This window comes from Pseudomonas shirazensis (genome assembly GCF_014268785.2).
Classification (GTDB): Bacteria; Pseudomonadota; Gammaproteobacteria; order Pseudomonadales; family Pseudomonadaceae; genus Aquipseudomonas; species Aquipseudomonas shirazensis.
Genome location: NZ_JABWRD020000002.1, coordinates 487,112 through 510,806 on the forward strand (window position 1 = coordinate 487,112; position 23,695 = coordinate 510,806).

Annotated in this window: 28 protein-coding genes; 10 read left to right on the forward strand and 18 right to left on the reverse strand. The window is 62.2% G+C overall.

Annotation, left to right across the window (positions count from 1 at the left end; genetic code table 11):
* Window positions 1–12 precede the first annotated feature (12 nt).
* From HU736_RS13440 to HU736_RS13455, 4 genes are all read right to left on the reverse strand, one after another.
* Window positions 13–828 carry a M48 family metallopeptidase gene (locus tag HU736_RS13440; RefSeq protein ID WP_186701474.1) on the reverse strand — a complete coding sequence of 272 codons (816 nt, stop codon included), beginning with the start codon at window positions 826–828 and terminating at the stop codon, window positions 13–15.
* Window positions 829–926: 98 nt separating this feature from the next.
* Window positions 927–1,547 (reverse strand): SOS response-associated peptidase, encoded by a 621-nt coding sequence (locus tag HU736_RS13445; protein WP_186701475.1) that lies wholly within the window; start codon window positions 1,545–1,547, stop codon window positions 927–929.
* Between the two features lie 12 nt (window positions 1,548–1,559).
* Complete coding sequence (locus HU736_RS13450; protein ID WP_186701476.1) at window positions 1,560–1,820, reverse strand: putative signal transducing protein; 261 nt, start codon at window positions 1,818–1,820, stop codon at window positions 1,560–1,562.
* Window positions 1,820–2,005: a CPXCG motif-containing cysteine-rich protein gene (locus HU736_RS13455; RefSeq protein WP_101316538.1), complete on the reverse strand. Its 186-nt coding sequence runs from the start codon at window positions 2,003–2,005 to the stop codon at window positions 1,820–1,822. The genes HU736_RS13450 and HU736_RS13455 overlap by 1 nt, the downstream gene beginning before the upstream one ends.
* 121 nt (window positions 2,006–2,126) lie before the next feature.
* On the opposite strand from HU736_RS13455, the gene HU736_RS13460 reads away from it, so the two are divergent.
* Window positions 2,127–3,296 (forward strand): 1-acyl-sn-glycerol-3-phosphate acyltransferase, encoded by a 1,170-nt coding sequence (locus HU736_RS13460; protein ID WP_186701477.1) that lies wholly within the window; start codon window positions 2,127–2,129, stop codon window positions 3,294–3,296.
* Window positions 3,297–3,326: 30 nt separating this feature from the next.
* Here HU736_RS13460 and HU736_RS13465 read toward each other — a convergent pair whose 3' ends face one another.
* Both HU736_RS13465 and HU736_RS13470 read right to left on the reverse strand, forming a co-directional pair.
* Window positions 3,327–3,587, reverse strand: coding sequence for a hypothetical protein (locus HU736_RS13465; protein WP_186701478.1), 261 nt, complete (start codon window positions 3,585–3,587; stop codon window positions 3,327–3,329).
* A 205-nt stretch (window positions 3,588–3,792) separates the two neighbouring features.
* Window positions 3,793–4,377 carry a YajG family lipoprotein gene (locus tag HU736_RS13470; RefSeq protein WP_101316532.1) on the reverse strand — a complete coding sequence of 195 codons (585 nt, stop codon included), beginning with the start codon at window positions 4,375–4,377 and terminating at the stop codon, window positions 3,793–3,795.
* Window positions 4,378–4,522: 145 nt separating this feature from the next.
* Between HU736_RS13470 and HU736_RS13475 the strand changes: the two genes are divergently transcribed.
* Both HU736_RS13475 and mqo read left to right on the forward strand, forming a co-directional pair.
* The gene (locus HU736_RS13475; RefSeq protein ID WP_103436049.1) at window positions 4,523–4,756 is read left to right on the forward strand and encodes a hypothetical protein; all 234 of its coding nucleotides are present in this window, start codon (window positions 4,523–4,525) and stop codon (window positions 4,754–4,756) included.
* A gap of 606 nt (window positions 4,757–5,362) precedes the next feature.
* Complete coding sequence (mqo, locus tag HU736_RS13480) at window positions 5,363–6,868, forward strand: malate dehydrogenase (quinone) (protein ID WP_186701479.1); 1,506 nt, start codon at window positions 5,363–5,365, stop codon at window positions 6,866–6,868.
* Between the two features lie 50 nt (window positions 6,869–6,918).
* Here mqo and HU736_RS13485 read toward each other — a convergent pair whose 3' ends face one another.
* From HU736_RS13485 to HU736_RS13500, 4 genes are all read right to left on the reverse strand, one after another.
* On the reverse strand, window positions 6,919–7,206 hold the full coding sequence (locus HU736_RS13485) for a PA4642 family protein (protein WP_186701480.1): 288 nt from the start codon (window positions 7,204–7,206) through the stop codon (window positions 6,919–6,921).
* Window positions 7,207–7,274: 68 nt separating this feature from the next.
* Entirely contained in the window at window positions 7,275–7,745 is a 471-nt protein-coding gene (locus HU736_RS13490) for a hypothetical protein (protein WP_103436047.1), read from the reverse strand.
* A gap of 41 nt (window positions 7,746–7,786) precedes the next feature.
* Window positions 7,787–8,260 carry a WbuC family cupin fold metalloprotein gene (locus tag HU736_RS13495; RefSeq protein ID WP_103436046.1) on the reverse strand — a complete coding sequence of 158 codons (474 nt, stop codon included), beginning with the start codon at window positions 8,258–8,260 and terminating at the stop codon, window positions 7,787–7,789.
* A 3-nt stretch (window positions 8,261–8,263) separates the two neighbouring features.
* A complete protein-coding gene (locus HU736_RS13500; RefSeq protein WP_103436045.1) occupies window positions 8,264–8,821 on the reverse strand; it encodes a hypoxanthine-guanine phosphoribosyltransferase in 558 nt (185 codons plus the stop codon).
* Between the two features lie 163 nt (window positions 8,822–8,984).
* Here HU736_RS13500 and upp point away from each other — a divergent pair, with 163 nt between their 5' ends.
* Complete coding sequence (upp, locus tag HU736_RS13505; protein WP_101316519.1) at window positions 8,985–9,623, forward strand: uracil phosphoribosyltransferase; 639 nt, start codon at window positions 8,985–8,987, stop codon at window positions 9,621–9,623.
* A gap of 2 nt (window positions 9,624–9,625) precedes the next feature.
* On the forward strand, window positions 9,626–10,900 hold the full coding sequence (locus HU736_RS13510; protein ID WP_103436044.1) for a uracil-xanthine permease family protein: 1,275 nt from the start codon (window positions 9,626–9,628) through the stop codon (window positions 10,898–10,900).
* 198 nt (window positions 10,901–11,098) lie between these two features.
* Here HU736_RS13510 and hemH read toward each other — a convergent pair whose 3' ends face one another.
* Entirely contained in the window at window positions 11,099–12,112 is a 1,014-nt protein-coding gene (gene hemH, locus HU736_RS13515) for a ferrochelatase (protein ID WP_103436043.1), read from the reverse strand.
* 13 nt (window positions 12,113–12,125) lie between these two features.
* On the reverse strand, window positions 12,126–13,031 hold the full coding sequence (locus tag HU736_RS13520; RefSeq protein ID WP_186701481.1) for a TIGR01777 family oxidoreductase: 906 nt from the start codon (window positions 13,029–13,031) through the stop codon (window positions 12,126–12,128).
* A gap of 187 nt (window positions 13,032–13,218) precedes the next feature.
* Here HU736_RS13520 and HU736_RS13525 point away from each other — a divergent pair, with 187 nt between their 5' ends.
* The 5 genes from HU736_RS13525 to HU736_RS13545 all read left to right on the forward strand — a co-directional run bounded on the left by HU736_RS13525 (window position 13,219) and on the right by HU736_RS13545 (window position 18,284).
* Window positions 13,219–14,205 carry an NAD(P)/FAD-dependent oxidoreductase gene (locus tag HU736_RS13525; RefSeq protein WP_103436041.1) on the forward strand — a complete coding sequence of 329 codons (987 nt, stop codon included), beginning with the start codon at window positions 13,219–13,221 and terminating at the stop codon, window positions 14,203–14,205.
* A 108-nt stretch (window positions 14,206–14,313) separates the two neighbouring features.
* The gene (locus HU736_RS13530) at window positions 14,314–15,273 is read left to right on the forward strand and encodes a DUF523 and DUF1722 domain-containing protein (protein WP_186701482.1); all 960 of its coding nucleotides are present in this window, start codon (window positions 14,314–14,316) and stop codon (window positions 15,271–15,273) included.
* A complete protein-coding gene (locus HU736_RS13535; RefSeq protein ID WP_186701483.1) occupies window positions 15,263–16,162 on the forward strand; it encodes a MerR family transcriptional regulator in 900 nt (299 codons plus the stop codon). Before HU736_RS13530 ends, HU736_RS13535 begins: the two co-directional genes overlap by 11 nt.
* Window positions 16,153–17,589 carry a deoxyribodipyrimidine photo-lyase gene (gene phrB, locus HU736_RS13540; RefSeq protein ID WP_186701484.1) on the forward strand — a complete coding sequence of 479 codons (1,437 nt, stop codon included), beginning with the start codon at window positions 16,153–16,155 and terminating at the stop codon, window positions 17,587–17,589. Before HU736_RS13535 ends, phrB begins: the two co-directional genes overlap by 10 nt.
* Window positions 17,586–18,284: an SDR family NAD(P)-dependent oxidoreductase gene (locus HU736_RS13545; protein WP_186701485.1), complete on the forward strand. Its 699-nt coding sequence runs from the start codon at window positions 17,586–17,588 to the stop codon at window positions 18,282–18,284. The genes phrB and HU736_RS13545 overlap by 4 nt, the downstream gene beginning before the upstream one ends.
* A 46-nt stretch (window positions 18,285–18,330) precedes the next feature.
* Here the strand turns inward: HU736_RS13545 and HU736_RS13550 are convergent, their stop codons facing one another.
* The 6 genes from HU736_RS13550 to hemA all read right to left on the reverse strand — a co-directional run bounded on the left by HU736_RS13550 (window position 18,331) and on the right by hemA (window position 23,685).
* On the reverse strand, window positions 18,331–18,849 hold the full coding sequence (locus HU736_RS13550) for an acyloxyacyl hydrolase (RefSeq protein WP_103438695.1): 519 nt from the start codon (window positions 18,847–18,849) through the stop codon (window positions 18,331–18,333).
* 110 nt (window positions 18,850–18,959) lie between these two features.
* Window positions 18,960–19,757 (reverse strand): glutamate racemase, encoded by a 798-nt coding sequence (gene murI / locus HU736_RS13555; protein WP_186701492.1) that lies wholly within the window; start codon window positions 19,755–19,757, stop codon window positions 18,960–18,962.
* Window positions 19,750–20,505 carry a molybdopterin-synthase adenylyltransferase MoeB gene (locus HU736_RS13560; protein ID WP_186701486.1) on the reverse strand — a complete coding sequence of 252 codons (756 nt, stop codon included), beginning with the start codon at window positions 20,503–20,505 and terminating at the stop codon, window positions 19,750–19,752. The genes murI and HU736_RS13560 overlap by 8 nt, the downstream gene beginning before the upstream one ends.
* Window positions 20,499–21,329 carry a peptide chain release factor N(5)-glutamine methyltransferase gene (prmC, locus tag HU736_RS13565; RefSeq protein WP_101316496.1) on the reverse strand — a complete coding sequence of 277 codons (831 nt, stop codon included), beginning with the start codon at window positions 21,327–21,329 and terminating at the stop codon, window positions 20,499–20,501. Before prmC ends, HU736_RS13560 begins: the two co-directional genes overlap by 7 nt.
* Entirely contained in the window at window positions 21,329–22,411 is a 1,083-nt protein-coding gene (prfA, locus tag HU736_RS13570) for a peptide chain release factor 1 (protein ID WP_101316494.1), read from the reverse strand. Before prfA ends, prmC begins: the two co-directional genes overlap by 1 nt.
* Window positions 22,408–23,685: a glutamyl-tRNA reductase gene (hemA, locus tag HU736_RS13575; RefSeq protein ID WP_101316492.1), complete on the reverse strand. Its 1,278-nt coding sequence runs from the start codon at window positions 23,683–23,685 to the stop codon at window positions 22,408–22,410. Before hemA ends, prfA begins: the two co-directional genes overlap by 4 nt.
* Window positions 23,686–23,695 lie beyond the last annotated feature (10 nt).

The following is a 23,695-nucleotide window of genomic DNA, read 5'->3' on the forward strand; positions in this document are numbered from 1 at the left end:
CCCCAATACCGCTTACTTCTTGGCAGCCTGATACAACGGCATCACCTTGGGGATGGCAGCCTGCAACGAGGCGATCCGGCTGGACGAAGCCGGGTGAGTGCTCATGAACTCAGGCGGGGCGCCCTCGGACGCCTTGCTCATCTTGTTCCACAAGGTGATCGCGGCGTTCGGGTCGTAGCCGGCACGGGCCGACAGCTCAAGACCGATCAGATCCGCCTCGTTCTCGTTGGCGCGGCTGTTGGGCAGGGTCATCGAGTAGTTCACCACGGTGTCGGCGAGGGCCATGCTGTCCTGGCCCAGGCCCAGCAGGGCGCCAGCACCGGAGCGGGCCATCTCGATCCCATAGGCCTTGGACATCGCTTCACGACCATGCTCACGCAGGGCATGGGCGATCTCATGGCCCATCACGGCGGCGATTTCAGCGTCGGTCAGCTTGAGCTGATCGATCAGGCCGGTGTAGACGATGATCTTGCCGCCAGGGCCGCAGTTCGCGTTGAGTTCGTCACTCTTGATGACGTTGACTTCCCACTTCCACTGCGCAGAATCCGGGCGAAACTGCGGCGCCTGGGCGATCAGACGATCGGCGATGGCCTGCACGCGCCTGGCTTCGGCGCTGCTTTTATCCAGCACGCCCTTGCTCGAGGCTTCGCTCAAGGTCTGCTGATAGGACTGGGCATACATGTTGTTGACCTCGTCGGTCGACAGCATGCTGAACATGTACTGCTTGCGCTCAACGCCGACGGCGCCGCCACTGGTGGTATTCACCGCCTGGCAGCCGCTCAGCAGGACGCCGGCAGCGAGCAGGCTGAGAACAAATGACTTACGCATAAAACACTCCCTGGGTACGTGCCGCGTATCCTAGGCGCAGACGCCCGGCGCCGCCAGAGCCATAGGGAAGATTTAACCCGAGGTTTTTCTGCACCAGTTCAAGCCGGCGTCAGACACTCCGGTGCATCCAGCTTGGGATCATTGACGAAATTGGCCAGCGCCCGCTCGCGTAGCGCAGCCGGTGGGCCAGCAAGCAACTCATGCAAACGCGCCAGAGGCGTCTGCGGATCAAGCCAGGCAGCCTGCCCGGCTTCGTCGAGGATCAGTGGCCGGCGCTGATTGACCACCGCCTGGGTGACCACTGCGCAGCTTAGCCAGACTTGCTCCTGCACCGGATATGCCTCCCATATCGCTGCAAAGAACAGCGCCGCGCCCTCGCCCGGCGTCAGCCAGTAAGGCCGCTTGCGCACACTGCCACGCCATTCGTAAAAACCGTTGGCCGGCATCAGGCAACGGCGCTCGGTAAACGCCTGGCGAAACATCGGTTGTTCGGCGAGGGTCTCGGCCCGCGCTTGTGCCGGCGTCTTGGACAAGTCGGTCAGCCACGGCGGGGTCAGCCCCCAGCGCGCTCTGGCCACCTGTAGCTGGCCGTCAAGCTGGCGCTGGATCAGCACCGAGGCGCCGGGCGCGATGTTCCATTGCGCCTGTTGGTCGGCGGGGTAGCCCGGCAGTCCGGCAAAGGCCGGGGTCCAGCGAAACAGGGCGTAGCGTCCACACATGCGATATACAACCTAGCAAATCAGTGTCCCGGGATAACTCTCCGGTTCGTCGCCAGCAACTGGCAGGGCAACATTGTACGCATCGATCAGCTCGCGTGCGTAGCCGGCCTGCTCATCGGCCACCGCTAGGCCGAGCAAACCGTGCAAGGGCAGCTCACCGGCGGCGCCGACCAGGTCGCGGCCGACCAGGTGCACCTCGATGCCCTCGCTGGCCAGCACCGCCACCAGCAGCTCGGCCTCCAGCAAGCTCTCTGGCTCGTAGATCCGTCGCATCAGGCGTCATCCTCGCTTTTCACATCGAGCATCCACTCGTCGCCGTGCACCTGCAGGTCGAACACGATCGGCCGGCAGCAGACCTGACAGTCTTCGATATAGCGCTGATCACCGCCGGACAGATCAACCGTGGTCTCCACCCCCTCTCCACAATAAGGGCAATCGTAGAATGCAGTTTCCAGCATCGCGGCCTCCAGGGTGACTTATGCGTATAATTGTCGGTCTATTTACGGGACCTGCGCGCGTCCGAGCCGTTTTTCGGAGCCGCCCCCTATCTATTACCCTAGTCGTTTCCAACAAGAGAGCATGATGGGCGAATTCGATGCCATCCGACCGTATGACGATGCTGAGGTGCCGGCGGTGCTGGCGCGCCTGTTCAGCGACCCGGCATTCCTCGATATCCTCACCCACTTCCGCTTCCCTCGGGCGGCCGGTGCCTTCGGCTGGCTGCTCAAGCCACTGATCGCGCGCCGCCTACGCAAAGAGTTCGCCGGCGTCAGTTGCGTCGCGACCCTGCAGGACAAAGTCGAGTATTACGTCGACCAGACCATCGATCGCGCCACCGACGGCGTCACCTACTCAGGTGTCGAACAGCTCAAGGCAGGTACGGCTTACCTGTTTTTGGCCAACCACCGTGACATTGTCATGGATCCGGCCTTCGTCAACTATGCGGTGTACCACGCCGGCCTGCCGACGCCGCGCATCGCCATTGGCGACAACCTCCTGCAAAAGCCCTTTGTCAGTGACATGATGCGGCTGAACAAGAGCTTCATCGTGCACCGCTCATTGACCGGGCGGCGCGAGAAGCTGGCGGCTTATCAGTTGCTCTCGGCCTACATCAATCATTCGATCCGCACCGATGGCGCGTCGATCTGGATCGCCCAGGCTGAAGGCCGGGCCAAGGACGGCGATGACCGTACCGATTCGGCGATCCTCAAGATGTTCCACATGAGCCGCAAGGACGAGCCATTCGGCGCGGTGATCCAGGACCTGAACCTGACGCCGGTATCGATCAGCTACGAGTATGACCCGTGCGATCAGGCCAAGGCGCGGGAGCTGTACATCCGCGCCACCACCGGCAGCTATACCAAGGCCCCCGGCGAAGACGACAAGAGCATCGCTACGGGCATCACCGGCTATAAAGGCCGCGTGCATATCCACTTCGCTGCACCGGTCAGGGAGTTCTTTGCCGATACCAAGCTGTTGGCGCAGGAAGTTGACCGGCAGATCCTGGGTGGTTACCGCTTGTTCCCGGTGCATTACCTGGCCTACGCAATGTGGCAGGATGCCGACCCGGCACTGGCCGTGCCGCCTGCCGAGAAGCTGTTCCAGGCTGACGAGTTGGCCAAAGCCAAGCAGGAATGGCAACGCCGCCTCGACGCCTGCCCGGTCGAACAGCAGCCTTACCTGGTGCTGCAGTACGCAACGCCGGTACGCAATCAGTATCAGGTCAAGGTCCAGAGCCAGGTTGCCTGAACCGCGGTGGGGCTGGCAGCAGCCCCGCCGTCAGATCCAGGTACTCAACCAGGACAACAGCAGCGCCAGCGCCAGGCACGCCGAGCCGAGGGTGTAGTAGTAACGCGGCACGCGCCGATCAAAGGCGTCGACCAGGCCTTCGTCGACCGCCAGGCTGCGCCGCGTCAGCGCCGCCCGGCGCCGGGCGCTTTGCAGCAGCAGGCCGCCAGGGCAGGTAATCAGCAGTGCCAGCAGGTTGATCAGCTTGGCCGGATGGGCCGCCAGCAGCCCCCAGAGTACTTGCACAGACATTACAGACCTCGCAGTCGCGACAGCAAAGCCGAGCATTCTACCCAAGCCGGGCGCGTTGGCTGCGGCTTTACGACCAACTGCCGACGGATTTCATCTGCCATAGACTTTGTTCTCTGCGCTGCGCTATTGCCTATTCCTGAAGGAAAAAAAACCGCCGCCTGAGATTCAGGCAGCGGTTTTTTTATGACCTGGCTGTGACGAACGCTTACTCGCCGAGCACCTGACCGATGGTCGGGTCCTTGAACAGACGGGTCAAGGCATCGCTGAGCACATCACTGACCAGCTTGGTGTTGGTTTCCTGGTTCGGCGCCATGCCGAAGCGCTGATCCAGCGAAGCGCCGTAACGGCCGCTGTAACGGCGGTTGGCATTGGCTACGTCAGCACGGAAGGTCGCGCCGATGGTCGCCTCGGTCACATACATTTTGTCCTTGGGCGACTGGTACTTCAGTTCGGCCAGGGTCACGGTCAACTGCGGCGCATTGGAGCCGCCCTGGGTCGGGGTGAAACCGAGCAGACGCACCGCAGCTTCGGCCTGAGCCTGCAGCTTGGGCACGACATCGTTGCCGTTGACGCTGATGGTGCTGGTTTCCGGGTACATGCCGCCACGGGTGCCGAGCGACTGCGAAGGACGACCATCGACCACCCGCACCACGACAGGCTGGCCGCGACCGACCGGGTTGAGCTGAGTGGTCAGCTTGGGTTGCGGGCTGAGTTGTTGCGGGCTGTGGGCACAACCGACCAGGCTCAGGCTGGCCACCGCGAGCAAACCGAACAGCAGACGTTGCAACATGCGCGTTTCTCCAGAAAATGCGGCAAAGGCCCACAGTATACCCAGCCGCTTGAACGCCAGCTATCGGCTATATCCGCTTGTCATAATGCTTTCATGGCCGCGCCGTTATCCTTGGCCCAGCCCACTCCATAAAGGATTCGCCGCCATGGCCTCGCTCTGGAACCTGCTGTTCAAGCGCTCGCCCCAGCTTATCTATGCTCGCCTCGACAGCACCGGTTGCTGCCTGGGTTTCAAGCAGTGCAGCCTGCCGCCCAGCGGTAGCGGCTGGGTTCAGGTCAGTGACATGCAGCTTGCCTGGCTGGGCCGGACCTTGCCTGCTAGCGCCCGGGTTTGCGTCAGTGCAAGCCGTCGTTGGCAGCAACGCAGCCTGCCCGCCTGACAAATGCTGCAATAAAAACCGCGATTAACGACCTTTCTGCCCGCGACATCGCTATAATCTCCCCCCGATTATAAGGACGTCTCCTGATCGGGCCCCGCACCTGCCGATTGACCCCGGCACCTTCACCGCCTCGCCCACAGAGAGCCTTCCACTTCAGGTCTTGCATCCGGCTGTTGCGCCTGCTTTTTCTGGCCTTCTGCACTGCATGAACCTGTGGGTTGCCATCGCGCAGTCCCTTTTTGAGGTTCACGTCTCCAAAAGAGCGTGGAAAAAACCAGGTTTTCACAACTTCACAAGAGTGTGGCGAGCAAATGAACAGTCTGGCATGTGCAACAGCAGCAGATGTGTCCCCAACAGCCCCTGATGGCCGGTATTGGCGCTCATCCATGATGAGTCACTGAGGCCGGTCCATAACGCACGTCGGACACCTTGACCATAAGTCGAATTGCCGCAGCCGTGGCAATCAGCGTTCAATAGCTGAACCCTGAGACTGATTGGCGGTGTTCGCGAAGTTGCAAGAACTGCGAAGAGTCGGACATGGCGAGCCTGGCAACCCCAGGGATCCTATGCTGTCAATTAGGTGCTGTAGATTGTGGAGACGCGTTAATGGCGCAGAACGAATCGGTTGATGTAGTACTGGTAGGCGCGGGCATCATGAGTGCCACCCTGGCCGTACTGCTCAAGGAGCTCGACCCGGCCCTCAAACTGGAGGTCGTCGAGGCGATGGACTCCGGGGCTGCAGAAAGCTCGAACCCTTGGAACAACGCCGGGACCGGCCATGCCGGCCTGTGCGAGCTGAACTACACGCCGCAGGCCGCCGATGGCAGCATCGACATCAAGAAGGCCGTGCACATCAACACTCAGTTCGAGGTGTCACGGCAGTTCTGGGCTTACCTGATCAACAAGGGTGGCCTCGGCGCGCCGCGTGACTTCATCAATCCCGTGCCACACCTGAGCTACGTCGAAGGTGACAAGGGCGTGTCCTTCCTCAAGAAGCGTTTCGAGCTGCTCAAGCAGCACCACGCCTTCAGCGAGATGGAGTACACCGAAGACAAGGCGGTGATGCGCGACTGGATGCCGTTGATGATGCCCGGCCGCCCGGCCGACCAGCACATCGCCGCAACCCGCGTGATGAAAGGCACCGACGTCAACTTCGGTGCCTTGACCAACAAGCTGCTGAAAATCCTCGGCAACACCGCGGACAGCCAGGTCAAGTACAGCAAGAAGGTCGTCGGCCTGCGCCGTAACGGCGCCGGCTGGACCGTCAGCATCAAGGACGTCAACAGCGGCGGTAGCCGTGAAGTCGATGCACGCTTTGTCTTTCTCGGCGCTGGTGGCGCGGCATTGCCATTGCTGCAGGCTTCGGGCATTCCCGAGAGCAAAGGCTTTGGCGGCTTCCCGGTGAGCGGCCAGTGGCTACGCTGCGACAACCCGGAAATCGTCAAGCAGCACCAGGCCAAGGTCTACAGCCAGGCTGCCGTGGGCGCTCCGCCGATGTCGGTGCCGCACCTGGATACCCGTGTCGTCGACGGCAAAACCTCGCTGCTGTTCGGCCCCTACGCCGGCTTCACCACCAAGTTCCTCAAGCACGGTTCGCTGCTCGACCTGCCACTGTCGGTACGCCTGGGCAACCTCGGTCCGATGCTGGCAGTCGCGCGCGACAACATGGACCTGACCAAGTACCTGGTCAGTGAAGTGATGCAGTCGATGGAGCAACGCCTGGACTCGCTGCGCCGCTTCTACCCAGAAGCCAAAGCCGAAGACTGGCGTCTGGAAGTGGCCGGCCAGCGCGTGCAGATCATCAAGAAAGACCCGAAAAAAGGCGGCGTGCTGCAATTTGGCACCGAGCTGGTTGCGGCGGCCGACGGCAGCCTGGCGGCCCTGCTGGGCGCATCCCCTGGTGCCTCGGTGACGGTGTCGATCATGCTTGATCTGATCGAACGCTGCTTCCCTGAGCAAGCCAAGGGTGCCTGGGCGAGCAAGCTGCACGAGATCTTCCCTGCTCGGGAAAGTGTCCTGGCCAGCGATGCAGCGCTGTACCGCAAGGTCAGCGAGCATAACGACCAGGTATTGCAGATGGTTGAAAGCAGCCCGGCTCAGCATTACGCCTGACCGGTCTAGGGGCCGCTCTGCGGCCCCAAATCACCCCAGACTCAGATCACTCAACCACGGGCGTTGATGATCTCGATGTACTCCGCCGCATTACGCTGATCAGCGATCTGCTCGACGAAAGTTTGACCGTGCTCGTCCTTGCCGTCCAGCTCATAACCCGCCTCGACGAAGAACCCGACAAACCGCTCGAAGTCATCGATGCGCAGGCCACGATAGGCTTTGACCAGCTTGTGCGCGGACGGCGATGTCACGCCGTCGGCCGGGTCGTACTGCAGAAACGACTTGATGTAGTCGTCACTGATCTCGTCACCAATCACTTGCTTCTTGTCTTTACGCATTGCCGACTCCACCTAAGCCATCACCAAATTTCGCAGGGCGGCAGTGTACCCCCGCCAATGCGCAGGCCTCAACGCGTACGTACGGTGCCGGTATGCAGATCCGCCCAGACATGGCCGTTGGCGTAAGTCAGAAACTGCACGTAGAGGGTCTCGTTGCGCAGCAGGTCGATGATCACCCGGTAGTCGGCCATCGGGTAATTCAGGCTCAGGGTGCGGGTCTTGTCGTCGTAGACTGGCTTCTTCAGGCTCTTGCCACCTTCACCATCGAAGCTGAGCAATACTTGGGTAATCGTCGCGCCCTTGCTCAGCGGCTTGCCTTTCAGGCGCATCTGCAGCGAGGCGGTGATCGGGATCGGTTGTTGGTCAGACTGACGCTGGGTGCCAACCACCACCGAGTAGTCGGTGACTTGCAGCAACTGTTGACTGGTCGGCGCCTCTTGGCGCAGCGACTGGTCATCAGGTGGCAGAAACTGGCTGTGCAGGGGCGCCGCAGACAATGGCAGGCTCAGCGCCAACAGCAAGGGAATGAACGCACGCATGTGAGGCTCCTTGGCATGAAGCCGCACTCTAGCATGCCCGCTCAGGCGAACTGCGCGCGCATCCACACCTGGTATGCGGCAACCCCTGGCTCACCCTCACGCGGCGCCCATGGCGCCAGCTCACCCTCACCCACCGGGCGATAAGGGCCGGCCTTGCACTCGAACAGAATGCTGTCGGCGGCGAGCACCACCAGCGCGTGATAGACACCCGGTGGCAGGTCGACACCGAGGCACTCGCCACCGGCCTCGAGCAGGCGTTTTTCGATAACCCCGCCCTTCTCGTCGAACAGCAGCAGGCCAAGGCGCCCTTTGAGCACCAGCAAGGCCTCGGCTTTGTCTTCGCTCAGGTGGCGATGCGGCGGGATGTAGGTGTCAGGCTGCAAGCCAACCGCCATGCGGTGGCACGGTTCGGCCATGGCATGAAAGTTATGGTGCTGACGCCCGCGCGGGTTGGCCGCAGCCTGCTCGGCCAGGCCGGCAAACAAGGACTGGTCGATGAATGCCGGCGCGCGCATGGCTTACAGGCCCTTTACGGCGAAGATGCCGTTGGCGTTGCGCCAGTAGCCTTTGTAGTCCATGCCATAGCCGAAGATGTAGCGGTCGATGCACGGCAAACCGACGAAGTTGGCTTTCAGGTCCGGACTGGCCTTACGGTCATGCTCCTTGTCGATCAGCACTGCGGTGTACACCTCACGGGCGCCGGCATGCTTGCAGAACTCGATGATCGCGCTGAGGGTGTGGCCCTCGTCGAGAATGTCATCGACGATCAGCACATCGCGGTCAATGAACGATACTTCCGGCTTGGCCTTCCAGAACAGCTCACCGCCGCTGGTCTGGTTGCGGTAGCGAGTGGCGTGCAGGTAGGACGCTTCGAGCGGGAACTGCAGATGGGTAAGCAGCTTGCCGGCGAAAATCAGGCCACCGTTCATGACGCAGAACACGACCGGGTTCTTCTCATGCAGCTCGCGGCTGATGTGCTCGCCTACCTTGGCGATGGCCGCTTCGACCTCGGCTTCGTTGTACAGGCAGTCAGCTTCGCGCATGACTTGGCGGATGTGCTCGAGATCGGCGGACATGGCGCTCCCCAGGGGTCGGAATCGGAAAAGCGGGCAAAGGTACGCATCCGCTGGCCTCAGATCAAGCGTTTATGGACTAACGTGCACAATGACAAAGCGACAGCTCAGGCTGAATAGATTAATCTAGCGCGGTTTTTTTGCCCGCCTTCCGGAGCCCTCCCCCATGCCTACTCGTGAGATCCGCCATCCGCTGATCCGCCACAAGCTCGGCCTTATGCGCCGTGCCGATATCAGCACCAAGAACTTTCGCGAACTCGCCCAGGAAGTGGGCGCCCTGCTGACTTATGAGGCCACCCAGGACCTGCCACTGGAATCCTACGAAATCGACGGCTGGAGCGGTAAAGTCCAGGTCGAGAAAATCGCCGGCAAGAAGATCACTGTAGTACCGATCCTGCGTGCCGGCATCGGCATGCTCGACGGCGTGCTCAGCCTGATCCCGGGCGCCAAGGTCAGCGCCGTGGGCGTCGCCCGCAACGAAGAAACCCTCGAAGCGCACACCTACCTTGAGAAGCTGGCACCGGACATCAATCAGCGCCTGGCACTGATCATCGACCCGATGCTGGCCACCGGTGCGTCGATGGTCGCAACCATCGACCTGCTGAAAAAAGCCGGCTGCAAGGAGATCCGCGCCATGGTGCTGGTGGCGGCCCCCGAGGGTATCGCCACAGTCGAGAAGGCCCACCCGGATGTGAGCATTTACACCGCCTCGATCGACGAGCGCCTCAACCAGCACGGCTACATCATCCCAGGCCTGGGCGATGCCGGTGACAAGATCTTCGGCACCAAGCAGAAGGACGCCTGATCATGCAGGACGGCTTCAACGACCCGCTCTGGCGCCAGGTCGTCTCGGGCGCGCAGATGCTCTTCGTGGCATTTGGCGCGCTGGTGCTGATGCCGCTGATCACCGGCCTCGACCCTAACGTGGCGCTGTTCACCGCCGGCATCGGCACCTTGCTGTTCCAGCTGGTAACGGGCCGTCAGGTACCGGTGTTTCTCGCCTCGAGCTTCGCCTTCATCACCCCGATCATCCTCGCCAAAGGTCAGTTCGGCCTGGCCGAGACCATGGGCGGAGTGATGGCGGCAGGCTTCGTCTACACCTTCATGGGCATGATGGTGAAGATCAAAGGCACCGGTTTCATCGACCGCATGCTGCCGCCGGTGGTGATCGGCCCGGTGATCATTTCAATCGGCCTGGCGATGGCGCCGATTGCCGCCAACATGGCCATGGGCAAGGGCGGCGATGGCGCTGTGCTGATTCCGTATCAGACCGCGATGCTGATTTCCATGCCGGCCCTGCTGACGACCTTGATCGTGGCCGTGTTCGGCAAGGGCATCTTCCGCCTGGTGCCGATCATTGCCGGGGTTCTGGTCGGTTTTGCCATGGCCTTTGCCTTTGGCGTGGTCGACACTGCCAAGATCGCTGCGGCGCCCTGGCTGGCGATTCCCCATTTCACCGCGCCAGCGTTCAACTGGCAGGCGATTCTGTTCATCGTGCCGGTGGCCTTGGCGCCGGCAATCGAGCATATCGGTGGAGTGATTGCTGTCGGCAGCGTGACTGGACGCGACTACCTGAAAAAGCCCGGCCTGCATCGCACGCTGCTGGGCGATGGCCTGGCCACTACTGCTGCCGGCCTGTTCGGCGGGCCGCCCAACACGACCTACGCGGAAGTGACCGGTGCGGTGATGCTGACCAAGAACTACAACCCGAAGATCATGACCTGGGCGGCGGTGTTTGCCATAACCCTGGCGTTTGTCGGCAAGTTCGGCGCGCTGCTGCAGAGCATTCCGGTACCGGTCATGGGTGGCATCCTGTGTTTGCTGTTTGGTTCGATTGCAGCGGTGGGGATGAACACCATGATCCGCCACAAGATCGACCTGAGCGAGGCGCGTAACCTGGTGATCGTTTCGGTGACCTTGGTGTTCGGGATTGGCGGGGTACTGATTGGCAGCGGTGATGGGCCGGATGACTGGGGCCTGAAGGGCATTGCGCTGTGTGCCATTGTGGCGATTGTGTTGAATCTGTTGCTGCCTGGGAATGATGGGTGGAAGAACAACAAGCTGGATGATCAGTTGCCCTGAGAGGTGATTGGGTGACCCTGCTTTGTTGGGGTTTATCCGGTATTTGTGTGAATAGTTAGGGCCCCTTTCGCCCTTACAGCGAGTCACTTTTTTGGCAAACGCCGGGCGTTTGCCAAAAGTGACTCGCCGTAAGGGCGAAAGGGGCCATAACAGCCCCTAAATCAATTGGATAGTGCAAAGAAAACCGCCCCCCATACATCAGCCCTCTTCACAAAGCCGAGCCAACGTCCGAGCCCACTGCGGATGATCATTCAAACAAGGCACAAGCACCAACTCCTCCCCCCCAGCCTCGATAAACTGCTCCCGCCCCCGATCCCCGATCTCCTCGAGCGTCTCGATACAGTCAGCAACAAACGCCGGGCACATCACCAGCAACCGCTTCACCCCAGCCTTGGCCAACTCATCAAGCCGCGTCTCGGTATAAGGCTCGATCCACTTGGCCCGCCCCAACCGCGACTGGAACGAAGCCGACCACTTGCCATCCGCAATGCCCATCGCCTTGGCAAACGCCGCCGCACTGGCCAGGCACTGCGAGCGATAGCACACCGCCCGCACATTGGCACACGCCTGCTGGCAGCAATCGGCACTCTGGAAGCAATGATTGCCGGTCGGATCAAGCTTCTTCAGATGCCGCTCAGGCAGCCCATGGAAGCTCAACAACAGATGGTCATAGTCATCCTGCAGATACGGCCGCGCACTGGCCACCAACGCATCGATATAGCTCGGCTGATCATAGAACGGCTGCAACACCCGCATCTCCAGCGGCAACCGGTTCTGTGCAATGGTCTGCGTCGCCAACTCGATCACGGTGGTTACCGTACTGTCAGCGAACTGCGGATAGAGCGGCGCCAATGTCACCTTGCGTACGCCCTGCGCAGCCAGGCGCTTGAGCACCTCCGGCAGCGCCGGCTGGCCATAGCGCATGGCTACTTCCACCGGGCCATGCGGCCAATGCGCATGCATGGCGGCTTGCAGACGACGGGTCAGCACCACCAGCGGCGAGCCCTCATCCCACCAGATCGACGCGTAGGCATGAGCCGACTGCTCAGGGCGCTTGATCAGGATCAGCGACACCAGCAAGCGCCGCACCGGCCACGGCAGGTCGATCACGTACGGGTCCATCAGAAACTGGTTGAGGTAACGGCGCACGTCGGCTACCGAAGTGGAGGCTGGCGAACCCAGGTTGACCAGCAGCAGGGCATGATCGGTCATGCAGCGTCCTATGTCAGAGGCGCCCGGACAGGTTGTCCAGCGCCGATTGCAGATCGTTGAAACGGAAGGTGAAGCCAGCCGCCAGCAAGCGGGTCGGGCGCGCACGCTGGCCACCGAGAAGCAAAGTAGACAGCTCGCCCAGCCCGGCCTTCAACACCAGCGCCGGCACGGGCAACAACGCCGGTCGATGCAGCGCCTTGCCCAGGCATTTGGCAAAGGTACGGTTGCGCACAGGCTCGGGCGCGCAGGCATTATAAGGACCGCTGGCGTCGTTGTGGCGCATGAGAAAATCTATCAGGGCGACCTGATCATCTATATGGATCCACGGCATCCACTGCCGACCACTGCCCAGCGGCCCGCCCAGGCCGAGTTTGAACGGCAGGCGCAGGCGCGACAAAAAGCCGCCATCGCTGGCCAGCACCAACCCGGTCCGCACCAGCACCACGCGTATGCCAAGCGCTTGAGCACGCTGCGCGGTCTCTTCCCAGGCGATGCACAGCTGGCTGGCGAAGTCCTCCTTGACCGGTTGCGAAGCCTCGGTCAGCTCGCGCTCACCGCCATCGCCATACCAGCCCACTGCTGAGCCTGACACCAGCACCTCAGGGCGCTGCTCGCGCTTTTGCAGCCACGCCAGCAACTGCTCGGTCAAAGTAATGCGGCTGGCCCAAAGCAGGTTGCGCCGCGCTGCGGTCCAGTGCCGGTCGGCAATCGGTGCGCCGGCCAGATTGATCACTGCGTCGATCGGGTCATCGGCAGCCAGATCATCCAGCTGGGCGATACCGCGTACGCCGCTGCCACAAAGCATCGGCACCTGTTCCGGGCGCCGGCTCCAGACCGTCAACCGATGGCCCTGGCCAGTCCACAGACGGCAAAGATGCCTGCCGAGCAAACCGGTACCGCCTGTCAGCAATATATGCATGGCTGTGTCCTCGCAGATCGTCGGGGTGGTCTATTTTTAACAACAAGGCACTTTCTTGACCGCACGCTCTCGGATAAACATAGGCCAAGCTGGCCTGTAGAGCGGAATAACCTTATACAAACTTTGCGCATTGTACAGGTTTGCAAGACCGCGTAATCTGTTTCAAGCAAGGTTAGAAGAGGCCATCATGACAGTACCTATTGCCATCATTGGTGCCGGCATTGCCGGCCTTTCCGCAGCCCAGGCCCTGCAGGCCGCCGGGCAGACTGTGCACTTGTTCGACAAAGGCCACGGCAGTGGTGGGCGGATGGCCAGCAAGCGCAGCGATGCCGGTGCGCTCGACCTGGGCGCGCAGTACTTCACTGCCCGCGACCGGCGCTTCGTCGAGCAGGTGCAACAGTGGGAAGCCGCTGGCCATGCCGCGCAATGGAAGCCGCAGCTGTACAACTATCGCGATGGCGTCCTCAGCCCTTCCCCAGACGAGCAAGTGCGCTGGGTCGGCGTGCCGCGCATGAGCGCCATCACTCGCGGCCTACTCAACGACGTTACAGTCAATTTCGGCTGCCGCATCGCCGAGGTGTTTCGCGGCAAGCAGTACTGGCACCTGCAGGATACTGAAGGCTGCAGCCACGGCCCCTTCAGCCGGGTCGTGATTGCCGTGCCCGCACCGCAAGCCACGCCACTGCTGGCAGCAACCCCAAAATTGGCAGCGGTCGCCGCCGGCGTGCAGATGGAACCCACCTGGGCCATCGCCCTGGCCTTCGAGACGCCACTACAAACGCCCATGCAAGGTTGCTTCGTGCAGGACAACCCACTTGACTGGCTGGCGCGCAACCGCAGCAAACCAGGGCGCGACGAGCAGCTCGACACCTGGGTGCTGCATGCCACGTCAGACTGGAGCAAGCAGCACATCGACCTGAGCAAAGAGCTGGTGATCGAGCAGTTGAGCGGCGAGTTTGCCGAGCTGATTGGCTGCGCGGTGCCGGCCCCAACCTTTGCCCTGGCCCACCGTTGGTTGTATGCCCGCCCCGCCGCTGGCCATGAATGGGGGGCGCTCGCGGATGCTGACCTGGGCTTGTACGCCTGTGGCGACTGGTGCTTGTCTGGCCGGGTCGAAGGTGCTTGGTTGAGTGGCCAGGAAGCGGCAAGACGCTTGCTCGAGCATCTGGAATAGATCTGGCTGTAAACCTGTACAGAAAAAACTATTTGCATAAATGCGTGGCTGTGCTGGAATAGACTTGTACACAAGGAGCAACCTTGTACAGGTATTCTGGAGGCAGCGATGAACGCGTTGGCGAAACCCCGCATTGGCATCAGTGCCTGCCTGCTCGGCGAGAACGTGCGCTACAACGGCGGGCACAAGGCTTCCGAACTCTGCTTGAGTGCTTTCGAAGCGCACTTCGACTGGGCACCGTTGTGCCCTGAGGTCGCCATCGGTCTGGGTATTCCGCGCGATCCGATCCGCCTGGTAGGTGATCCGCAACACCCCGAAGTGGTTGCCACGCGCAACCCCGGCGCCAACTACTCTGCCCCACTGCGCGCCTATGGCGAGCAGATGGCTGATGAGATCGGCGATGTCTGCGGTTATATCTTCATGCAGAAGTCGCCCTCATGCGGCTTGGAGCGGGTCAAGGTCTATCAGGACAACGGCCACCCTGCGCTCAAAGGTGGCCGCGGTGCCTACGCCGACGCTTTCTGCGCGCGCCGCCCCGATCTGCCGGTCGAAGAGGAGGGCCGCCTGCATGATCCGGTGCTGCGGGAGAACTTCATCAGCCGCGTGTATGCCTACGCCGACTGGCAGCAGCAACTGGCTGTGGGGCTGAGCCGGGGTGCGTTGGTGAGTTTCCATTCGCGGTACAAATACCTGCTGATGGCCAACAATCCCAAAGCCTATCGCGAGCTTGGCCGGCTGTTGGGCAGCATGCGCAAGGATGACGACCCGCAGCAGGTCGGCGCGCAGTACTTCAGCCTCCTGATGCAGGCACTGCGCCGCCCGGCCAACCGCGGCACCCATTGCAACGTGCTGCTGCACCTGAGCGGTTATCTGCGCGATGCGCTGGATCAGGGTGACCGCGCCGAGCTGCAGCAGGTAATCGGCCAATATCAGCAAGGAATCGTGCCATTGGTAGTACCGATGACCCTGCTCAAACACCACCTGCGGGTACATCCAGACCCCTACCTCAGCCAGCAGGCCTATCTGCAGCCCCACCCCGAGAGTCTAGGTCTACGCAATGCAGTCTGAAGATTTGATGCCCATTGGCGAGCTTGCCCGCCGCACCGGGGTCAACCCGGTCACCTTGCGCGCCTGGGAGCGTCGCTACGGTTTGCTCAAGCCACAACGCACGGCCAAGGGGCATCGCTTGTATGGCTCCGATCAAGTCGAGCAGGTGCAGGCGATCCTGCGCTGGCTCGAGCGTGGTGCTTCGGTCGGCCAGGTCCGTGAGCTGCTTGAACACGCCCCAAGCGTTGCCCCACAAGGGGACTGGCAGTTGCGCGAGCAGGCGTTGATCGAAGCGGTGGGCAACTTGTCCCAGCGCACCCTCGACCAGCAGCTCAATCAGGCCATGGCGCTGTACCCGGCCGTCACGCTCTGTGAACAGCTGCTGCTGCCGTTGCTGCACAGCCTCGCCCGGCGCTGGCAGACGCATTTCAACGCCCGCCTCGAGCAGGCGTTTTTTCACACCTGGCTGCGCAGCAAGTTCGGCGCACGGGTGTATCACGACAATCAGCAGCTTACAGGGCCGCCGGTGCTGTTGGTGGTCGACAGCGATCGCGGTTTCGACGCGCATCTGTGGCTGTGCGCCTGGCTGTTTACCAGCAGTGGCCGCGCCGTCGAGGTGCTCGAGTTCGAGGTCGCCGGCGCGCAGCTGCAACGCGCCGTGAGCGAGCTACAAGCGCAGGTGCTGGTACTGCTGCTCGGCCCGCGCGTTGACTATGCCGCCCTTGAGCGCGCGCTGCATGGCATCGATGCGGTAAAACTACTGGGTGGCGAAACAATTGCCCTGCACCAGACCCAACTGGAAGCCATGCAGCAACCCGGCCTGTCCCTGTTCGACACACCGCAGGCCGCGCTGCGCCTGCTTCAGCAACCTGCGCTCACCCCGCCAAAGACGACTTCTTCATGCAATTGATGTGGCTGCGCAGCGACCTGCGCATCGATGACAACAGCGCCCTCAGCGCTGCCTGTGAACGCGGCCCCACCGTGGCTGTGTGGATAGCCAGCCCCGCGCAATGGTTGAGCCATGACGATGCCCCGTGCAAGGTCGACTTCTGGTTGCGCAACCTGCGCGAATTGAGCCAATCACTGCAGCAACTGAACATCCCGCTGCTGATTCGCCACACCGACGACTGGGCTCAGGTGCCGCAAGTGCTGCTCGATATCTGCCGGGAGCACGCGGTGGAAGCAGTGCACTGGAATGACGAGTATGGCGTCAACGAGCAACTACGCGATGAGTGCGCAGAGGCCCTGCTGCGCAGCAGCGACATCAGCGTGCATCGTTACCTTGATCAGTTGCTGCTCAGCCCCGGCACCGTGCTGACCAAGGCCGGCCAGTATTTTCAAGTGTTCGGCCAGTTCAAGCGTGCCTGCCTCGAGCGTCTGCAGCATGGCATGCCTGCCATGGCCAGCAGAGTTGCGAAACAAGCTGCGACGAAGATCGCCAGCGACCGGATTCCATCTGGCTTCGACGGATTTGCCGAGCCCACTCAGGCGTTGCGGGAGTTGTGGCCCGCCGGTGAAAAAGAAGCGCAGCGGCGCCTCGCCGAGTTTGCCGAACACAGCATCGATGATTACCTGCAACTGCGCGATTTACCGGCCGAACCCGGCACCAGCCAGTTGTCCGCATACCTGGCAGCGGGGGTCATTTCCCCTCGGCAGTGCCTGCATGCGGCGTTGTCGGCCAATCGCGGCGAGTTCGACAGCGGCAGTGCCGGCGTGCAGACCTGGATCAACGAACTGCTCTGGCGTGAATTCTACAAACACATCCTGGTCGGTTATCCACAGGTCTCGCGCCACCAACCATTCCGCGCGCACACCGCTGCCCTGCCCTGGCGCGATGCACCGGAAGATTTGAAGGCCTGGGAACAAGGCCGCACCGGCTTCCCCATCATCGACGCAGCGATGCAGCAACTGCTGGCAACTGGCTGGATGCATAACCGCCTGCGCATGATCGTCGCGATGTTTCTGAGCAAGAACCTGCTGATCGACTGGCGCCACGGAGAGCGGCACTTCATGCGTCATCTGATCGACGGCGACCTTGCCGCCAACAACGGTGGCTGGCAGTGGAGCTCATCGACCGGCACCGACTCGGTACCGTACTTCCGCATCTTCAATCCGGTGACGCAATCGCAACGTTTTGATCCCAAAGGGCGCTTTATTCGTCAGTGGCTCCCCCAATTGAAGGCCCGCGACGATAAATCCATTCATTTGCCCGTGAAATCTGCTGATCTTTTTGCTACAACCTCTTATCAGAGTCCAATTGTGGATCTCGCAAGCAGTCGCCAGCGCGCATTGGAAGCCTTCAAGGGCCGCTCGGCAGGATTAGAGGGCAATGTGTGACTCACACAAGCAGTTTTTGGATCACCGGTGCTACCAATGGGCTTGGTCTGGCACTGGTGATTGAGTTGCTCAAGCAAGGCCATCGGGTTGCAGCCAGCTGCAACGACAGCCATCTGCTGGATACGCTGAGCGAGGATCAGGGTGAGCGCTTTTTGCCGCTGCCGTGGCAGCTGCATGACTATGCTAGGGCTACCGAGGCCGCTGCGCAGGTGCAGGCCGTATGGGGCTCGTTGGATGGGTTGATCATCAATGCTGGGACCTGTGATTACCTCGCGCCCGAGCTTCCTGATGACAAAGTGCTGGAGGCGATCGTCACCAGCAATCGGCAAGCCAGCAGCAATTGCCTGATGGCAGCTGCGCCTCTGTTGGCCAACGGCAGCTCGCCACAGGTCATGGCCATTCTCAGCCGCTATTCTGCGATGCAACTGCACCATCCCAATCAGCCGCTCAACGCCAGCAACAGCTTGACGCACTGGTTCCGCGAGCAGCGCCAGGCACTGCAGGCGCACGGCATCGGTTTGACCGTGGTCGCACCACAATCGCTGCAGGCGCCGGTCACAGCCGCGCATGCCATCCCCGAACAATGGACAGCCGAAACCGCAGCGCAAGTGCTGGTCAGCAGCCTGCGTGAACGGGAGTCGGAACTGGTGTTGGAAGTGTGGAGCCTGAGCAGCCTGTGGCCGTTACCGCGCTAGAGCGGTTCCGGGGCCGCCTGGCGGCCCCGGCTACCTGACGGCGCGCTTACAGCGCCATACGGTAATGCAGTGAGTAGCTCTCTACGCCATCGTTGGGCTGCTTGATCCCGGCATTGGAGTAGTGGATCGCGCGCACGCCGATCTCGTGGCCGCCGGCAAAGCGCAGGCCGAAGCCGATACGGTCTTCGAACTGGAACGACGAGCCCAGGTCATTGCTTTCCAGCTTGGTGCGCGAGAACGCAGCGACACCAATACCGGCTTCGATGTACGGTTTGACGCTGTCACCGGCGAATTCATAGACGAATACCGGCGCGAACGACAGGCTGTGGTTGCTGGCAGTGGTGTCGCCGTCCCAGAAGGTGTAGGCGCCATCCCAGTAGCCGGTTACCCGACCAACACTGGTTTGCCACCAGCTGGCATCCCAGTTCGATTGCAGGCCCAGGCGATAGACCATGGTGGAGTCGCCGGTCTGCCCTACCGAAAGCGAAACGTCCGCCGCCTGTGCCGCAGACATTTGCCCCATTGCCAAAGCGGCAGCCGCCGCTAAACCAAGCAGTTTCTTCATGAGAAACATCCCTTTCCTTTGCTGTTTTAAGTGTTATGCCCCATCGGCACCTAATAGAAATCAAAGCTTGTACGATAGTTCAGCTTTCTAGGTGGCTTTTCACTTTTTTTTTACAATGGGAAGCTTCGCACACTGTCGGACTTTCTCCACAACAAAGGTAGGATTTTTCTTAAATTGTCCGGATCACTGCTGGTCCAGAAGGCGGTCTGCTGCGCCGGCCCCTCTGCCAACAGGTCACGTTCGCCGAGCAAACGCTGAAGTTGCCGGGCCACCGCAGCCCCGGTATCGATGATCGCTACATCTGCCGGAACCAGTTCGGCCAGTAGCGGACGCAAGAAGGGATAATGCGTACAGCCCAGAATCAGCGTGTCACAACCCGCCTGCAGCAGCGGTTGAACATAGCCTGCGAGCAACCGGCGCAACTCGGCGCTGATCAGGTCGCCCGCCTCGATCCGCTCGACCAACCCCGGACAGGGCTGGGTGATGACGCGGACGTCGCTGGCGAAGCGGTCGAGCAAGGCGGCAAATTTGGCACTTTGCAGAGTACCGGTGGTAGCCAGCACTCCCACTACGCCTGAACGAGTCGCCGCCGCCGCCGGTTTGACCGCAGGTTCCATCCCCACCAACGGCCACTGCGGGTACTGCTCGCGTAGATCGGCTACGGCGGCCACGGTCGCGGTATTACAGGCCAGCACCATTGCCTTGGCACCTTGCTGCTGAAAAAACTCAGCGATATGGCGCAAGCGCTGGCGGATGTAGTCAGGGGATTTTTCGCCGTAGGGAACGTGACCACTGTCGGCCACGTATAGCAGTGATTCGTTCGGTAGCCGGCGCTGGATCTCGGCGAGCACCGACAAGCCGCCGACCCCCGAGTCCATCACGCCGACCGGCGCCGAGCGCTCAGCCATGGCGCTGAGCGCACACGGCGCAGGCAGGGTCACGCTTGACCCGCAGCTCGCGCATGCGCGTAGTCAGCGCATCGATCAGCAACAGGCGGCCAACCAGCGGCTCGCCGAACTCGGCCAGCAGCTTGAGTGCTTCGAGTGCCTGCAGGCTACCGACCAGGCCCACCAACGGACCGATCACGCCGGCTTCGCTGCAGGTCAGTTCGGCCTCGCTGCCGTGACCGTACAGGCAGTGGTAGCAAGGGCTGGTGTCGCGCCGTGTGTCGAACACCGACAGCTGGCCTTCGAGGCGAATCGCCGCGCCGCTGACCAGAGGCCTGGCCGCAGCTACGCACGCGGCATTGACCGCCTCGCGGGTGGTGAAGTTATCCGAGCAATCCAGCACCACATCGACCGCTGACACAACCGCTGCCAGGGAATCCTCGTCCAGCGCCAAGCGGTGCGCAACCAGCTTGATCTCCGGGTTGATCGCCTGCAGGCGCCTGATCGCCGAGTCGACCTTGCCCATGCCGACACTGTCGGTGTCGTGGATGATCTGCCGCTGCAAGTTGGTCAGGTCGACCGTGTCGAAGTCGGCCAGGTGCAGCTCGCCAACCCCCGCCGCTGCCAGGTACAACGCCACCGGCGAGCCGAGGCCGCCGACGCCGACCACCAGCGCCTTGCTCTGCTTGAGCCGCAACTGGCCGTCGATATCCACTTGAGCCAGCAGGACCTGCCGACTGTAGCGCAGCAGTTCCTGATCACTCAGCATGGCAGGCGCCCCAGCGAGATGCGTTCGTGGCCGCCCAGGTCACGCCGGCTGGCGACCTCGGTGAAGCCCTGTTGGCTGAGCAGTTCACGCACAGCATCAGCCTGATCGTAGCCGTGCTCGAGCAACAACCAGCCGCCTTCGACGAGGTGCTCAGGCGCCTGGGCAATGATCACGCGCAGGTCATCCAGGCCATCGTCACCTGCCACCAGGGCACTGCTCGGCTCGAAGCGCACATCGCCAGCGACCAGATGCGGGTCGGCAGCACGGATATACGGCGGGTTGCTCAGAATCATCGCGAAGCGCTCGCCAGCCAGGGCGTCGAACCAGTGGCTCTTGCGCACCTCGACGTTGCTCAACTGCAAGCGCTGACGATTACGCTCGGCCAGCGCCACGGCGGCGTCGATCCGGTCTACTGCAACCACCTGCCAAACCGGGCGTTCGCTGGCCAGGGCCAAGGCGATCGCGCCGGTTCCAGTGCCCAGATCGAGCAACCGCGCCGGGCCGCCGGCTTGCAGCTCGAGGGCGGTTTCAACCAGCAGCTCGGTATCGGGCCGCGGGATCAGGGTGTCTGGCGCAACCTCGAGGTCGAGCTTCCAGAACCCCTGCTGACCGAGAATATAAGCCACCGGCTCGCCGTCACGGCGGCGCGCGAGATAGTCGGCAAACACCTGCGCGGCCTCACTGCTGACGATGCGCTCAGGCCAGGTGTGGAGAAAACTGCGCGACTTGCCTAGGGCAGCCGCCAGCAGCAACTCGGCATCGAGCCGCTCGGTCGGCGAATCTGGCAACTGTGCGTTGCGCAGCAGGCTGGCAATAATGGTCATCAGTCCCCCAGGGCAGCCAATTGATCGGCCTGGTATTCGGCCAGCAACGGTTCGATCACGGCATCGACGCCGCCGGCGAGGATGTCATCCAGGGAGTACAGGGTCAGGTTGACGCGGTGATCGGTCACCCGTCCCTGCGGATAGTTATAGGTGCGAATGCGCTCGGAGCGGTCACCCGAGCCGACCAACAGCTTGCGCTCGCTGGCAATGGCGTTCTGTGCAGCGCTGGTCTGGATGTCGTTGAGCTTGGCCGACAGCCAGGACATGGCGCGGGCGCGGTTCTTGTGCTGGGAACGCTCTTCCTGGCACTCGACCACGATGCCGGTCGGCAAGTGGGTGATGCGGATCGCCGAGTCGGTCTTGTTGATGTGCTGACCGCCAGCACCGGAGGCCCGGTAGGTGTCTACACGCAGGTCAGCCGGATTGATCTCGATCGCGACCTGCTCGTCGGGCTCGGGCAGCACTGCCACGGTGCAGGCGGAGGTATGGATACGCCCTTGCGATTCGGTCTCCGGCACCCGCTGCACACGGTGCGCGCCGGACTCGAATTTGAGCTTGGCGTAGACGTTATCACCTTCGATGCGCGCGATGATCTCTTTATAGCCGCCGTGCTCGCCGACGTTCTCGGACAGAATTTCCAGGCGCCAACCACGCTTCTCGGCGTAACGCGAGTACATGCGAAACAGGTCGCCGGAGAAAATCGCCGCCTCGTCGCCGCCGGTGCCAGCACGGATTTCAAGGAACACGTTGCGACCGTCGTTGGGGTCCTTGGGCAGCAGCATGCGCTGCAGCTGCGACTCCAGCTCGACCAACTGCTCCTTGGCTTCGCGGACTTCCTCGACGGCCATCTCGCGCATGTCCGGGTCGCTGTCCTTGAGCAGCGCCTGCGCGCCCTCGAGGTCAGCCTGGACCTTGCGCCATTCCTGGTAGGCGCTCATCACCGGCTCGACTTCGGCGTATTCCCTGGAATAGGCCCGGAAGCGCGTCTGGTCGGCAATGACCTCGCCATCACCGAGCAGGGCAGTCAGTTCCTCGAAGCGGTCCTGGAGGATATCCAGTTTATTCAGCAGCGACGCTTTCATTGCGGGGGTTTGTCCGTGGAGCCCTCGTTGAGGGCAAAGAGTTCCTGGGCCATGGCCAGCGCATCGACGCGGCCCTCGGCCGAGAGCTTTTTCAGCTGCACGCTGGGTGCGTGCAGCAATTTGTTGGTCAGCCCTCGGGCCAGCTGGGCCAGCACGTCCTCCGGGTTGCCGCCGTTGGCCAGCAGCCGCTGGGCCTTCTGCAGCTCTTCATCGCGCAGCCGTTCACTCTGCTGGCGGTAGGCCTTGAGCACGTCGACCGCAGCCAGCTCGCGCAGGCGAACCATGAAGTCGCCGGCGCCGGCCGCAACCAGCTCTTCGGCAGCCTGCGCCGCGCCCTGGCGACTTTTGAGGTTCTCGGCGACGACATCGTGCAGGTCATCAACGGTATACAGATAGACGTCATCCAGCTCGCCGACCTGCGCTTCGATGTCGCGCGGCACGGCAATGTCGACCATGAAGATCGGCTTGTGCCGGCGTTGCTTCAGCGCGCTTTCGACCGCGCCCTTGCCCAGGATCGGCAACTGGCTGGCGGTGGAACTGATAACAATGTCGCTGTGCGCCAGCTCCTGGGGGATGTCCGCCAGCAGCACGGCATGGGCGCCGAACTGCTCGGCGAGCATGCTTGCCCGCTCCAGGGTACGGTTGGCCACGACGATACGGCGCACGCCCTGCTCATGCAGATGGCGGGCAACCAGGGTGATGGTTTCGCCAGCACCGATCAGCAGCGCCTGGCTACGGCCCAGGTCACTGAAGATCTGCTTGGCCAGGCTGACCGCGGCAAACGCCACCGACACCGGGTTTTCGCCGATCGCGGTGTCGGTCCGTACCTGCTTGGCGGCGCTGAAGGTGGCCTGGAACAGGCGCCCCAGCAGCGGCCCGATGGTGCCAGCCTCACGCGCCACGGCGTAGGCCGACTTCATCTGGCCGAGGATCTGCGGCTCGCCCAGCACCAGCGAGTCCAGCCCGGAGGCGACCCGCATCATGTGCCGCACGGCGTCATGTTCCTCATGCACGTAGGCGCTTGCGCGCAGTTCATCTACGCTGAGCTGGTGGTAGTCGGCCAGCCATTGCAGCACCGCGTCGGCGGTCAACTGGTCCTGCTCTATGTAAAGCTCGCTGCGGTTGCAGGTCGACAGGATCGCTGCCTCGCGGCTGGCGGTCAGTCGGCAGAGCTGCTGCAGGGCGTCGACCAGTTGCTCGGGCGTAAACGCCACGCGCTCGCGTACGTCTACCGAGGCAGTCTTATGGTTGATACCAAGTGCAAGAAAGGCCATGCAAGGTCGC

Excerpts from the sequence above, each read along its gene's own strand:
- HU736_RS13440 (WP_186701474.1), bottom strand. The coding sequence starts at position 828 with ATGCGTAAGTCATTTGTTCTCAGCCTGCTCGCTGCCGGCGTCCTGCTG.
- HU736_RS13445 (WP_186701475.1), bottom strand. The coding sequence starts at position 1,547 with ATGTGTGGACGCTACGCCCTGTTTCGCTGGACCCCGGCCTTTGCCGGA.
- HU736_RS13450 (WP_186701476.1), bottom strand. The coding sequence starts at position 1,820 with ATGCGACGGATCTACGAGCCAGAGAGCTTGCTGGAGGCCGAGCTGCTG.
- HU736_RS13455 (WP_101316538.1), bottom strand. The coding sequence starts at position 2,005 with ATGCTGGAAACTGCATTCTACGATTGCCCTTATTGTGGAGAGGGGGTG.
- HU736_RS13460 (WP_186701477.1), top strand. The coding sequence starts at position 2,127 with ATGATGGGCGAATTCGATGCCATCCGACCGTATGACGATGCTGAGGTG.
- HU736_RS13465 (WP_186701478.1), bottom strand. The coding sequence starts at position 3,587 with ATGTCTGTGCAAGTACTCTGGGGGCTGCTGGCGGCCCATCCGGCCAAG.
- HU736_RS13470 (WP_101316532.1), bottom strand. The coding sequence starts at position 4,377 with ATGTTGCAACGTCTGCTGTTCGGTTTGCTCGCGGTGGCCAGCCTGAGC.
- HU736_RS13475 (WP_103436049.1), top strand. The coding sequence starts at position 4,523 with ATGGCCTCGCTCTGGAACCTGCTGTTCAAGCGCTCGCCCCAGCTTATC.
- mqo (WP_186701479.1), top strand. The coding sequence starts at position 5,363 with ATGGCGCAGAACGAATCGGTTGATGTAGTACTGGTAGGCGCGGGCATC.
- HU736_RS13485 (WP_186701480.1), bottom strand. The coding sequence starts at position 7,206 with ATGCGTAAAGACAAGAAGCAAGTGATTGGTGACGAGATCAGTGACGAC.
- HU736_RS13490 (WP_103436047.1), bottom strand. The coding sequence starts at position 7,745 with ATGCGTGCGTTCATTCCCTTGCTGTTGGCGCTGAGCCTGCCATTGTCT.
- HU736_RS13495 (WP_103436046.1), bottom strand. The coding sequence starts at position 8,260 with ATGCGCGCGCCGGCATTCATCGACCAGTCCTTGTTTGCCGGCCTGGCC.
- HU736_RS13500 (WP_103436045.1), bottom strand. The coding sequence starts at position 8,821 with ATGTCCGCCGATCTCGAGCACATCCGCCAAGTCATGCGCGAAGCTGAC.
- upp (WP_101316519.1), top strand. The coding sequence starts at position 8,985 with ATGCCTACTCGTGAGATCCGCCATCCGCTGATCCGCCACAAGCTCGGC.
- HU736_RS13510 (WP_103436044.1), top strand. The coding sequence starts at position 9,626 with ATGCAGGACGGCTTCAACGACCCGCTCTGGCGCCAGGTCGTCTCGGGC.
- hemH (WP_103436043.1), bottom strand. The coding sequence starts at position 12,112 with ATGACCGATCATGCCCTGCTGCTGGTCAACCTGGGTTCGCCAGCCTCC.
- HU736_RS13520 (WP_186701481.1), bottom strand. The coding sequence starts at position 13,031 with ATGCATATATTGCTGACAGGCGGTACCGGTTTGCTCGGCAGGCATCTT.
- HU736_RS13525 (WP_103436041.1), top strand. The coding sequence starts at position 13,219 with ATGACAGTACCTATTGCCATCATTGGTGCCGGCATTGCCGGCCTTTCC.
- HU736_RS13530 (WP_186701482.1), top strand. The coding sequence starts at position 14,314 with ATGAACGCGTTGGCGAAACCCCGCATTGGCATCAGTGCCTGCCTGCTC.
- HU736_RS13535 (WP_186701483.1), top strand. The coding sequence starts at position 15,263 with ATGCAGTCTGAAGATTTGATGCCCATTGGCGAGCTTGCCCGCCGCACC.
- phrB (WP_186701484.1), top strand. The coding sequence starts at position 16,153 with ATGCAATTGATGTGGCTGCGCAGCGACCTGCGCATCGATGACAACAGC.
- HU736_RS13550 (WP_103438695.1), bottom strand. The coding sequence starts at position 18,849 with ATGAAGAAACTGCTTGGTTTAGCGGCGGCTGCCGCTTTGGCAATGGGG.
- murI (WP_186701492.1), bottom strand. The coding sequence starts at position 19,757 with ATGGCTGAGCGCTCGGCGCCGGTCGGCGTGATGGACTCGGGGGTCGGC.
- HU736_RS13560 (WP_186701486.1), bottom strand. The coding sequence starts at position 20,505 with ATGCTGAGTGATCAGGAACTGCTGCGCTACAGTCGGCAGGTCCTGCTG.
- prmC (WP_101316496.1), bottom strand. The coding sequence starts at position 21,329 with ATGACCATTATTGCCAGCCTGCTGCGCAACGCACAGTTGCCAGATTCG.
- prfA (WP_101316494.1), bottom strand. The coding sequence starts at position 22,411 with ATGAAAGCGTCGCTGCTGAATAAACTGGATATCCTCCAGGACCGCTTC.
- hemA (WP_101316492.1), bottom strand. The coding sequence starts at position 23,685 with ATGGCCTTTCTTGCACTTGGTATCAACCATAAGACTGCCTCGGTAGAC.